This window comes from Pseudomonas arvensis (assembly GCF_056688935.1).
Window position 1 is genome coordinate 5,041,377 of the sequence record NZ_CP162038.1, and the last position, 11,937, is coordinate 5,053,313.

Genomic DNA, 11,937 nt, shown 5'->3' on the forward strand with positions numbered 1-11,937 from the left:
CAGTACCCGGATCAGAAATCCGCCAACTGCCACACCTCATAGGCCGGTGTCTCGTAGGGATGGCTGAGCTTCAACGCGGCCACAACGGCCTTGATCAACGCATCCGCCACCACCAGCTCAACCTTCCATTCCTCGACTGCTTCAACTTGCCCGACCTGGCCAATAAACGGCTGGCTGCCGTCCAACGCCCGGAACTGGCCCTGGCCCAGCACTTGCCAGGCGCAGCTGTCGTAGTCGCCGATGCGCCCGCCGCCAGCAGCGAAGACGGCGGTTTTCACCGCCTCTACATGGCTGTCGGGCACAAAGAAGGCGAGCTTGTACACCGTCTTAGTTCACCCAGACGCGCGCGTTGCGGAACATACGCAGCCAGGCGCCGTCTTCGTTCCACTCTTCCGGGCGCCACGAGTTCTGCACGGCGCGGAACACACGCTCCGGGTGCGGCATCATGATGGTCACGCGACCGTCGCGGCTGGTGAGGCCGGTGATCCCGCGCGGCGAGCCGTTCGGGTTGGCCGGGTAGCTTTCGGTGACCTTGCCGTGGTTGTCGACGAAACGCAGAGCCACGGTGCCGGACAGATCGGCTTCGAGCAGTGCTTCTTCGCTTTCGAACTCGGCATGGCCTTCACCGTGGGCGATGGCGATCGGCATGCGCGAACCGGCCATGCCTTGCAGGAAGATCGAGTTGGATTCCTGCACCTGCACCATGGCCACACGGGCTTCGAACTGCTCGGAACGGTTACGCACAAAGTGCGGCCAGAACTCGCTGCCCGGGATCAGTTCGCTGAGGTTGGACATCATCTGGCAACCGTTGCACACACCCAGGGTGAAGCTGTCGTTACGTTCGAAGAAACCCTGGAACGCATCGCGGGCACGGCTGTTGAACAAGGCCGACTTGGCCCAGCCTTCACCGGCACCCAGCACGTCGCCGTAGGAGAAACCACCGCAGGCCACCAGGCCTTTGAACTCGTTGAGGTCAACGCGACCGGCGAGGATATCGCTCATGTGCACGTCGATCGCATTGAAGCCGGCGCGGTCGAATGCAGCCGCCATTTCCACCTGGCCGTTGACGCCCTGCTCACGCAGTACGGCAACCTGTGGGCGAATGCCTTTCTTGATGTAAGGCGCGGCGATGTCCTGGTTGACGTCGAAGCTGAGCTTGGTGCTCAGGCCCGGATTGTCTTCTTCCAGGATCACGTCGAATTCCTGCTCGGCGCAGTCGGCGTTGTCACGCAGGCGTTGGATCTGGTAGCTGGTCTCGGCCCACTGGCGTTGCAGCAGGCGGCGCTGGCCGGCAAACACGGTATCGCCATTGAACGAGATATTGATTTCGCCGTTGTTGATCGGCTGGCCGATCACCGCCACGCAATCGTCCAGGCCAGCGGCGCTGAATTGTGCGAGTACATCCGGGGTGGCGTCCTGGCGCACCTGGATCACGGCGCCCAACTCTTCGTTGAACAGGATGCCGTTGATTTCGGCAGCATCCTCGGCAACGCTGTCGAGCACGATGTTCAGGCCGCAGTGACCGGCGAACGCCATCTCTACAACGCTGGTCAGCAAACCGCCGTCGGAACGGTCGTGGTAAGCCAGCAGGTGGCCGTCGGCGTTAAGGCCCTGGATCACGGCGAAGAAGGCTTTGAGGTCTTCCGCATCATCGACGTCCGGTGCGTGTTTGCCGAGCTTGCCGTGGGTTTGCGCGAGGATCGAGGCACCCATGCGGTTCTGGCCACGGCCCAGGTCGATCAGGATCAGATCGGTGGTGCCCTTGTCCATGCGCAGTTGCGGGGTCAGGGTCTGGCGGATGTCGGTGACCGGTGCAAAACCGGTAACGATCAGCGACAGCGGCGAGGTGACGCTCTTGTCCACGCCTTCATCGTTCCAACGGGTGGCCATGGACATCGAGTCCTTGCCTACCGGAATGGTAATGCCCAACTCCGGGCACAGCTCCATGCCGACCGCTTTGACCGTGTCGTACAGGCGTGCATCTTCACCCGGGTGACCGGCCGCGGACATCCAGTTGGCCGACAACTTGATGTCGGACAGCTTGCCAATACGCGAAGCAGCGATGTTGGTGAGGGTTTCACCAATGGCCATGCGGCCCGACGCCGGGGCGTCCAGCAAGGCCAGCGGGGTACGCTCGCCCATGGCCATGGCTTCACCGGTGTAGACGTCAAAGCTGGTGGCGGTCACGGCAACGTCAGCCACCGGCACCTGCCATGGGCCGACCATTTGGTCACGGGCCACCAGGCCGGTGATGCTGCGGTCGCCGATGGTGATCAGGAAGCTTTTGCTCGCCACGGCCGGGTGATGCAGCACACGTTCGATGCTGTCGGCCAGTTCCAGGGCGCTTGGGTCGAAATCATCGCCCAGCTCGGCTTCACGTACCGCCGAACGGTGCATGCGCGGGGCTTTGCCCAGCAGCACTTCGAGCGGCATGTCCACCGGACTGTTGCCGAAGTGGCTGTCTGTAACCGTCAGTTGCGGCTCGGCTGTGGCTTCGCCGACCACGGCAAACGGGCAACGCTCGCGTTCGCAGATGGCCTGGAAGCGCGCGAAGTCTTCAGGGCCGACGGCCAGCACATAACGCTCTTGGGATTCGTTACTCCAGATTTCGTGCGGGGCCATGCCCGGCTCGTCGTTTGGAATGTTGCGCAGTTCGAAACGGCCACCACGGTCGCCGTCGTTGACCAGTTCCGGGAAGGCGTTGGACAAACCGCCAGCACCGACGTCGTGGATAAAGCTGATTGGGTTCTTGTCACCCAACTGCCAGCAACGGTCGATGACTTCCTGGCAGCGACGCTCCATCTCTGGGTTTTCGCGCTGTACGGAAGCAAAGTCCAGGTCCGCCGAGCTGGTGCCGGTGGCCATGGAAGAAGCCGCGCCGCCGCCCAGGCCGATCAACATCGCCGGGCCGCCGAGCACGATCAGCTTGGAACCGACCAGGATCTCGCCTTTCTTGACGTGTTCTTCACGGATGTTGCCCATGCCGCCGGCCAACATGATCGGCTTGTGGTAACCGCGCACTTCATCACCGTGAGGCGTGGTGATGGACTGTTCGAAGGTACGGAAGTAACCGGTCAGTGCCGGGCGCCCGAATTCGTTGTTGAACGCGGCGCCGCCCAGCGGGCCTTCGATCATGATGTCCAGCGCGGTTACGATGCGTTCAGGCTTGCCGTACGGCACTTCCCACGGCTGTTCAAAGCCAGGGATCTGCAGGTTGGACACGGTGAAACCGGTGAGGCCCGCCTTGGGCTTGGCGCCACGGCCGGTTGCGCCCTCGTCACGGATTTCGCCGCCCGAACCGGTGGCTGCGCCTGGGAACGGAGCAATCGCGGTCGGGTGGTTGTGGGTTTCGACCTTCATCAGGATGTGCACCGGCTCCTGTACCGCGCCGTACTGGCGGGTCTCCGGGTCCGGGAAGAAGCGGCCGGCGACGGAGCCGACGATGACCGAGGCGTTGTCCTTATAAGCCGACAGAACGCCTTCGCTGTGCATCACGTAGGTGTTCTTGATCATGCCGAACAGGCTTTTTTCCTGGCTCTGGCCGTCGATGTCCCAACTGGCGTTGAAGATCTTGTGACGGCAGTGCTCGGAGTTGGCCTGGGCGAACATCATCAGTTCGATGTCGTGGGGGTTGCGCTGCAAACCGTTGAAGGCGTTGACCAGGTAGTCGATCTCGTCTTCGGCCAGGGCCAGGCCCAGTTCGGTGTTGGCCTTCTCCAGGGCGGCGCGGCCGCCGCCGAGCACATCAATCGCGGTCAGCGGCTTGGGCTCGGCGTGGCTGAACAGACCGGCGGCCTGTTCGAGCTGGCTGACGATGATCTGGGTCATGCGGTCGTGCAGGCTGCTGGCGATCAGCTCGGCCTCGGCATCGCTGAACTGGCCGGCGACGTAGAAGGCGATACCGCGCTCCAGGCGCTGGATTTTGTCCAGGCCGCAGTTGCGGGCAATGTCGCTGGCCTTGCTCGACCAGGGCGAGATGGTGCCGAACCGCGGCAGAACCAGGAACAAGCGGCCGGTCGGCTCTTGAACGGGAACGCTTGGGCCGTACTTCAGAAGGCGTGCCAGCACTTGCTGTTCGTCGGCGGTCAATACGCCGGTAACGTCGGCGAAGTGAGCAAATTCAGCATACAGGCCTGTAACCGCTGGAACCTTCTGGCTCAGTTGTTCAAGGAGTTTGCTGTGGCGAAAGGCAGAAAGGGCAGGAGCGCCGCGCAGGATCAACATCTTCGGGACAGCCTCGGGAAGGGGTGTGCTTTGAGGCCGTGCATTCTAGCGTAAACCATCGCTAACGGCACCCGAAACGGCATCGCCGGCTGCTGCCGAACGTCAGTTGGCAGGGTTTGCATGCAATCGGGGCATTATCCAAGGCATTCGGCGCAGTTATTTTAACCGTCACAATTACCCGCCAAGCCACGTTTCTGCGGGCTACAGCACAGTTTTGGCGGCGCTAGCAGACAAGACCGCCGCTGTCGAGATATGGCGCCGTGGGCCGTTTGCGTATACTGCGCAGATGTTCTCCCCAACTGCTTTGCGCCCGCGATGCGCCAAATGGCTCATCGCCACCGGACTCTTCCTGATGCTCAGCGCCTGTGTTGATAAACCCAGCACGCTTGAGCGAATCAAGGAGGATGGCGTATTGCGGGTGATTACCCGGAACAGCCCGGCCACGTATTTCCAGGACCGCAACGGTGAAACCGGTTTCGAATACGAACTGGTCAAGCGCTTTGCCGACGACCTGGGCGTGAAGCTGGAAATCGAGACCGCCGACAACCTCGACGACCTGTTCGGCCAACTGGGCAAAGCCAATGGCCCGGTGCTTGCCGCCGCCGGCCTGGTCAGCAGCGAGCAGCGCCAGCAACAGGTGCGTTTCTCCCATCCTTACCTGGAAGTCACCCCGCAGATCATCTACCGCAACGGCCAGTCACGCCCGACCAATGCGGCGGACCTGGTGAGCAAGAAGATCATGGTGCTCAAGGGCAGCACCCACGCCGAACAATTGGCGGCGCTTAAAAAGCAGAATCCTGCGATTGAATACGAAGAATCCGACGCCGTTGAGGTAGTCGACCTGCTGCGCATGGTGGACGAGGGGCAGATCGACCTGACCCTGGTGGACTCCAACGAAGTGGCGATGAACCAGGTGTACTTCCCCAACGTGCGCGTGGCCTTTGACCTGGGCAACGCCAGCAACCAGAGCTGGGCCGTGGCCGCAGGCGAAGACAACAGCCTGCTCAACGAGATCAATAGCTACCTGGACAAGGTGGAAAAGAACGGCACCCTGCAACGCCTCAAAGACCGCTATTACGGGCACGTCGATGTACTCGGTTATGTCGGCGCCTATACGTTCGCCCAGCATTTGCAGCAGCGCCTGCCCAAATACGAGAAGCACTTCCGGGCCTATGCGAAGGAAGAAAAGGTCGACTGGCGCCTGCTGGCGGCCATCGGCTACCAGGAATCACTGTGGCAACCGGCGGTCACCTCCAAGACCGGCGTGCGCGGCCTGATGATGCTGACCCAGAACACCGCCCAGGCCATGGGCGTGTCCAACCGCCTGGATCCCAAGCAAAGCATCATGGGCGGCGCCAAGTACCTGGCCAAGATCAAGGATGAGCTGGACGACAGCATCGCCGAGCCGGACCGCACCTGGTTTGCCCTCGCCGCCTATAACGTCGGCACCGGCCATCTGGACGACGCGCGCACCCTGGCGAAGAAAGAAGGCCTGAACCCGAACAAGTGGCTGGACGTGAAGAAAATGCTGCCGCGCCTGTCGCAGAAGCAGTGGTACAGCAAGACCCGCTACGGCTATGCGCGTGGCGGTGAGCCGGTACACTTTGTGGCGAACATCCGGCGCTACTACGACATTCTGACCTGGGTGACGCAGCCGCAGCTGGAAGGCAACCAGGTGGTCGAAGGCAACCTGCACGTGCCGGGTGTGGACAAGACCAAGCCGCCGGAAGACAACCCGAAGCTCTAGGTACCCGAGTGGGACAGGCCTTTGTGGCAAGCGGGCCTCTCTGGTGAAGCTCCCTCACCACAAAAAGCCCGATCACCAGAGAGGCTCGATCACCACAAAGGCCCCCTCACCACACACCAACTGCACCTCATTCAAATGGCTCAACCTTGATCAACGTCGTCTTATAATCCAGTCAGCAGGTGGACTACGCCGTCCGATAACACCATCACTCCCGCTACACCCGTCGCCTTCAACGCCGCCTCATCCAATCGCCCCGCCTCCTGCAACTGCACCCTTACCCGCGTCAGCGCCACATGCTGTTGTGACTTGACGTTAGCCACGCCACCCAATGCACTCAGCACGTCGGCCGACAACAGACTTTGCGTCGGTGCCTCGACCGTCTCGGCAATCAAGTCCGGGGTCAGGGCTTTCCAGAACGCCTGTTTCAATTTATCCAACATGCTCAGTTCTCCAGCACAACGGTAGCTGTTTGATAGTCACGCAAGGCTTCGCGTACCTGGGCGGCCTCTTCCAGGCTCAGCACCTGGCGGGCGATGCTCTGGCAGTCGGCAAGGTCGAGCTCGCGCACGGTGGCCTTGATGGTCGGGATCAACGGCACACTGACCGACAACTCATCCACCCCCAGCCCGATCAACAGCGGAACCGCCAGCGCTTCGGACGCCAACGCGCCGCATACGCCGACCCATTTACCGTGGGCATGAGCGGCCTTTACCGTGGTGGCGATCAAGCGCAATACCGCCGGGTGAAAGCTGTCGGCCTGGCTGGCCAGCCGTGGATGGTCGCGGTCCATGGCCAGGGTGTATTGGGTCAGGTCGTTGGTGCCGATGGAGAAGAAATCCACATGGGGCGCAAACACGTCGGCCATCAACGCCGCCGAGGGCACTTCGATCATGATCCCCAGCTTCGGCAGTTCGCTCAGCCCCAATGCCAGCGCTTCCTCTTCGAGAATCCTGCGAGCCAGGTGCAGTTCCGACAGCAGGCTGACCATCGGCAACATGATATGCAGCCGCGCCAGCCCGGCGCTGGCGAGGATCGCACGCAGCTGTTCGCGCAACAGCGCCGGCCGCTCCAGGCACAGGCGAATACCGCGCAAGCCCAGGAACGGGTTGGTTTCGGCCTCCATCGGCACGTAGGCCAGCGGTTTGTCGCCGCCCACGTCCAGGGTGCGCACCACCAGATTGCGCTCAGTACCCAGGGCGCGAGCGATGGCCGTGTAGGTGCTGGCCTGCTCCTCCGGGCTCGGTGCACGGTTGCGGTCGAGGTAGAGGAATTCCGAACGCAGCAGGCCGACGCCTTCACCGCCGAGGGTCAGGGATTGCTCCACCTCCTGCAACGAAGCGACGTTGGCCGTGACCTCAACGTGATGACCGTCGCGGGTGATGGCGGGCAACGCAGCCTGCGCCACATCGCGCTGATGCCGCAGCCCCTGTTGTTGACGAGCCAGGTCCAACCGTTCGATCTCGGCCAGATTCGGCGCCAGGTGCAGCTCGCCTTTATCCGCATCCAGCAGGACCTGCTTGCCGTTCGCCAGCGCCAGCACCTGCTCCGGTACACCGCAGATCGCCGGCAGGCCCAGGGCACGGGCGAGAATTGCCACATGGCTGGTCGCACCGCCGCCGACCGTGACAAACCCCAGCACCTTCTGGCTGTCGAGGCTGGCGGTTTGCGACGGGGTCAGCTGCTCGGCGATCAGAATGGCGCGCTCGGGCAGGTCCCAGGCGCGGTCCTCAATGCCCAGGATCAGTTTGAGTACACGCTGGCCAACATCGGCCAGGTCCGCTGCCCGCTCGGCGATCAGCGCATTGCCCAATCCCTGGAACAACTTGACCGTGGCAGCGGTGGCGCCATGCCAGGCAAACGCCGCGCTCTTACCCTCGGCGAGCAAGCCATGGGCGTGTTCCAACAAGGTCGGGTCTTCGAGCAGTTCCTGATGAGCGCGGAAAATCTCCGCCTGGGCACTGCCGACAGCCTTGGCCTGCAAGGTTTGCAGCGCTTCGGTGGCAGCCCGCAGCGCGTGCGCCAACGTGGCACGTTCGGCCTCTTCGCCCGCGCCCTTTTCAGGGATATCCAGGTCAGGCTCCGCCACCTGCACCACCTGACCAAACGCCGAACCCGGCGATGCGCACACACCCCGCAACACAGGCGCCGACACCACAGGTTCAACCACCACAGCCGGTACCGCGACCGTCTCGCCACAGCCTTGCGTCAACAATTCCACCAAGGCCTGGATCGCCGCCTCGGCATCGTCCCCTGCCGCGCTCACTTGCAAGGTATCGCCCTGCACAGTTTGCAGCGCCATGATTGCCACCAGGGATTTTGCGTTGGCGCTCTGGGTTTGCTTGTGCAGGTAAATGCTCGCGTTAAAGCTCTTCGCCGCCTGGGCAAACACCGCCGCCGGGCGTGCATGCAGGCCATTGGCGTTGGGCAGGCTCAACGGTTTGGAGAACAGCGCATCGCCCTCCTCCTCGTTTGCCACGTCAAGCGCCTGCGCTGGGGATAACGCCAGCAGCGGCTGGCCGCTTTCGACCACGCCACTGGCCAGCAGGGTGAACGGTTCGCCGCTGACCACCAGCATGAGGGTCAACAAGCTACGGGCATTGAGCGCCACGTAGTCGGCGTCAAATTCGATCAGCGCCTCGCCGGCCTCGACCCGCTGGCCTTCCTCGACCAATCGGGTGAAGCCCTTGCCCGCCAGGTTCACGGTGTCCAGGCCGATATGCATCAACACCTGCACGCCGTTGTCGTCGGTGATGCTGACCGCATGCCCGGTGTCCTGAATATTGCTGACCACCCCGCCCAATGGTGCGCACAGGGTCTGCGACGTGGGATCGATGCACAGGCCGTCGCCGATCATGCGGCTGGCGAACACCGGGTCCGGCACTTGATCCAGCGCCAGCAGCACCCCGGACAGGGGCGCCAGCAGTTCCAAGGGTTTCGATGGGATCATGACGTCACCTGCTGTTTTGTTCGGTAAAAATCATTGAGCAGAAGAAGGATTACTTCCACCAGTACTCGACCTGCACACCAAAATTCGACCCATGCCGTGCGGTGCCGTACGACCCGGTGTCGGACAATGCCGACCCCGCCGCCAGTTCATTCGCTGCGCGCTTGGCCGCTTCGTTCCAGGTGGCGTAGGTGTAGTACAAGCGCACTTCCGGCCGTGCCCAGAAATCCGGGCCTTTGGGCGACCACGTCGGGGCGAAGGTGAATTTGCTCAGCTTGCGCGTGCCGCCGCTGGCGTCGACTTGATCGTGGCCCAGTTCGGTGACGAGTTTGAATTGTTCGCTGATGGCATACGCCGGGCGCACGCCGAGGGACATCCAGGTCTGGTCCTGGCCGCCGGGGCGGATATCTTTCTGATACACCGCCTCGACCTGCCCGCCGAAACGCGGCGTGACCTGCCAATCGAAAAACTCCACCGCGCGATAACTTTTGCTGCTGTTATCCAGGAAGGTATTGCCGGTGTAACCCAGGCCGGTGCCAGGACCTTCGCCGTACTGCAACGCGAACTTGTTCTTGCCCCCCAGGAAAGGCTTTTGCACATGCTGCGCCGTCAACGCCCAACCGCTGTTGGTATCGCGGCCACCGGCCTTCTCGATATAGCTCAAGCCCAGTTCCAGCTCACCGCCAGGATTGGTCTTGAAGCCCGCGACGTTGAAGTCGTGACGGGTGGCGTATTCCTTTTGGTAGAGGTTGTCCTTGCGCGAAATGGCGTAGCTGTACTTGAGGTCGCCGATCAGCACGTCCTCGATACCGCCGCCGGTGGCGCTCTGGTTCCAGTAGTAGAAATCGGAGATATGGATGTCGTTACGTTTGTAGTAACGCCGACCGGCCCACAGCGAACCGCCGTTGAGGGCGGGCACGTTCGACCACTGCGCATACATCTGTGGCATGCGCGCCGAGCCGTTGTTCTCGCCCTGGAATTTCAGCTCGCGGTCGTACTTGTTGTACAGCGAGGCCATCGCATCGACGCTGAACACCGAACCATCATCGAGGGTCAGCAAGTCCTGGCGCAGTTCCAGTTCGGCGTATTGCTCGCATTCGTTCCCCAGACGGTATTTGGATTGCGCCCCTGGCAGTTGGAAACATTGCTGCGGACCACTGCCGGTCGACGTGCCTGCGCCGCTGCGCAAGTAACCGGCAAATTCCAGGGCCTGAGCGCCGAGAGGCAGGCTCAGGCAGGATGCAACGAGGCCCAGCTTTATTGTTGTTTTCATGAAGCACTCCGATATTTTTATTATGTTTTTTGAAGCACCCTGCGCCCCCACGGGAGTTCCGGGTTTAGTCCTTAAGATGCAGCACGAACGATTCGTAGGGACGCAGGACGACCGAGGCCGTTCGCAGCGGGCAATCGGGGTAGTTGCTGATCAGCAGGCGTTGCTCACTTGCCGCGCCGATCACGTCGTCAGGCAGCTGAATGGCGCAGGGCTTGCCATAGAAATTGTTCAGCACCAGCAGCCGCTCGCCCTGGCCCTCGCGCAGGTACGCCCACACCTGGGGATGGTCCTGCAGCAGTTCGCGGTAGACGCCTTCCTGGATCAGCGGTTCGTGACGACGCAAGGCAATCAGCGCGCGGTAGTGATGCAGTACGGAATCGGGATCATCGAGCTGGTGCTCAACGTTGATCTGCGCGGCATTCGCCGGGAGACCGATCCATGGCTCGCCCGTGCTGAAACCGGCATTGGCGCGTGCATTCCACTGCATCGGCGTGCGCCCGTTATCGCGGGACTTCTGCATGATCGCCGCCATGCTCGACGCCTGGGATTCACCGGCATCGCGCTTGAGGCGATAGATGTTGAGGGTCTCCACATCGCGGTACTGCTCGATCTGCTCGAAGCCCGGATTGGTCATGCCCAACTCTTCGCCCTGGTACACAAACGGTGTGCCCTGGAGAAAATGCAGCGCCGTAGCGAGCATCTTGGCCGAGACCACGCGGTGTTCGCCGTCGTCGCCAAAACGCGAAACCACACGCGGCTGGTCGTGGTTACACCAGAACAACGCATTCCAGCCGCCACCGGCCTGCATGCCCAGTTGCCAGTCGGAGAAAATCCGCTTGAGTTGCAGGAAATCGAAGTCGGCCTTTATCCACTTTTGCAGGTTCGGGTAATCCACTTTCAGGTGATGAAAATTGAAGGTCATCGACAGTTCTTTCGACGCAGGATTTGAATAACGAATGCAGTGTTCCAGGCTGGTGGACGACATCTCGCCGACGTTGATCAGGTCATGGCCTTCGAAGACTTCGCGGTGCATCTCTTGCAGGTATTCATGCACGTGGGGACCGTCGGTGTAGAAGCGGCGGCCGTCGCTGGTGTCTTCGGGAAAATCGGCAGGCTTGGAGATCAGGTTGATCACGTCCAGGCGAAAGCCGCCCACGCCCTTGTCACGCCAGAAGCGCATCAACTTGAACACCTCGGCACGGACCTTGGGGTTGTCCCAGTTGAGGTCGGCCTGGGTATGGTCGAACAGGTGCAGGAAATACTGGCCGGTTTGCGCCTCGTATTCCCAGGCCGAACCGCCGAACTTGGATTCCCAGTTGTTCGGCTGGTCACGCCAGATGTAGAAGTCGCGGTACGGGTTGTCGAGGCTGCTGCGCGCCTGCTGGAACCACTCGTGCTCAATGGAGGTGTGGTTGACCACGATATCAAGCATCAACTTGATACCGCGCCTGGCCGCCTCGTGGATCAGCAGGTCGCAGTCGGCCATGGTCCCGTAGCTGGGGTCGATGGCGTAGTAGTCGCTGATGTCGTAGCCGTTGTCCCGTTGCGGCGAGCGCAGGAACGGGGTGATCCACAGGCAATCCACGCCCAGCCATTGGAGGTAGTCGAGTTTGTCCACGATGCCCAGCAGGTCACCGGTGGCGTTACCCGCGTGGCTGTGGAAGCTTTTGGGGTAGATCTGGTAGATCACCGATTGGTGCATGGGGGGTCCTTCAGTTGGTTGGGTGTTGGTAGTGCATTCAAATCTGT

7 protein-coding genes are annotated in these 11,937 nt (G+C 61.8%); 1 reads left to right on the forward strand and 6 read right to left on the reverse strand.

Going from position 1 to position 11,937, the window contains the following annotated elements; translation table 11 throughout:
- Positions 1 to 11: 11 nt before the first annotated feature.
- Both AB3G88_RS22855 and purL read right to left on the reverse strand, forming a co-directional pair.
- Entirely contained in the window at positions 12 to 323 is a 312-nt protein-coding gene (locus AB3G88_RS22855; RefSeq protein WP_099585589.1) for a YqfO family protein, read from the reverse strand.
- Positions 324 to 327: 4 nt separating this feature from the next.
- Positions 328 to 4,224, reverse strand: a complete 3,897-nt coding sequence (gene purL, locus AB3G88_RS22860) for a phosphoribosylformylglycinamidine synthase (RefSeq protein ID WP_158877179.1) — start codon at positions 4,222 to 4,224, stop codon at positions 328 to 330.
- Positions 4,225 to 4,510: 286 nt separating this feature from the next.
- Here purL and mltF point away from each other — a divergent pair, with 286 nt between their 5' ends.
- Positions 4,511 to 5,971: a membrane-bound lytic murein transglycosylase MltF gene (gene mltF, locus AB3G88_RS22865; protein ID WP_480451775.1), complete on the forward strand. Its 1,461-nt coding sequence runs from the start codon at positions 4,511 to 4,513 to the stop codon at positions 5,969 to 5,971.
- Positions 5,972 to 6,132: 161 nt separating this feature from the next.
- Here mltF and AB3G88_RS22870 read toward each other — a convergent pair whose 3' ends face one another.
- The 4 genes from AB3G88_RS22870 to treC form a co-directional block, all read right to left on the reverse strand.
- Positions 6,133 to 6,411: a PTS sugar transporter subunit IIB gene (locus AB3G88_RS22870; protein ID WP_191947302.1), complete on the reverse strand. Its 279-nt coding sequence runs from the start codon at positions 6,409 to 6,411 to the stop codon at positions 6,133 to 6,135.
- 2 nt (positions 6,412 to 6,413) lie between these two features.
- Entirely contained in the window at positions 6,414 to 8,918 is a 2,505-nt protein-coding gene (ptsP, locus tag AB3G88_RS22875; RefSeq protein ID WP_480451777.1) for a phosphoenolpyruvate--protein phosphotransferase, read from the reverse strand.
- A 49-nt stretch (positions 8,919 to 8,967) separates the two neighbouring features.
- Positions 8,968 to 10,188, reverse strand: coding sequence for a maltoporin (locus AB3G88_RS22880; protein ID WP_112196649.1), 1,221 nt, complete (start codon positions 10,186 to 10,188; stop codon positions 8,968 to 8,970).
- Between the two features lie 64 nt (positions 10,189 to 10,252).
- Positions 10,253 to 11,890: an alpha,alpha-phosphotrehalase gene (gene treC / locus AB3G88_RS22885; protein ID WP_480451779.1), complete on the reverse strand. Its 1,638-nt coding sequence runs from the start codon at positions 11,888 to 11,890 to the stop codon at positions 10,253 to 10,255.
- Positions 11,891 to 11,937: the final 47 nt, after the last annotated feature.

Excerpts from the sequence above, each read along its gene's own strand:
- purL (WP_158877179.1), bottom strand. The coding sequence starts at position 4,224 with ATGTTGATCCTGCGCGGCGCTCCTGCCCTTTCTGCCTTTCGCCACAGC.
- treC (WP_480451779.1), bottom strand. The coding sequence starts at position 11,890 with ATGCACCAATCGGTGATCTACCAGATCTACCCCAAAAGCTTCCACAGC.
- AB3G88_RS22870 (WP_191947302.1), bottom strand. The coding sequence starts at position 6,411 with ATGTTGGATAAATTGAAACAGGCGTTCTGGAAAGCCCTGACCCCGGAC.
- AB3G88_RS22880 (WP_112196649.1), bottom strand. The coding sequence starts at position 10,188 with ATGAAAACAACAATAAAGCTGGGCCTCGTTGCATCCTGCCTGAGCCTG.
- mltF (WP_480451775.1), top strand. The coding sequence starts at position 4,511 with ATGTTCTCCCCAACTGCTTTGCGCCCGCGATGCGCCAAATGGCTCATC.
- ptsP (WP_480451777.1), bottom strand. The coding sequence starts at position 8,918 with ATGATCCCATCGAAACCCTTGGAACTGCTGGCGCCCCTGTCCGGGGTG.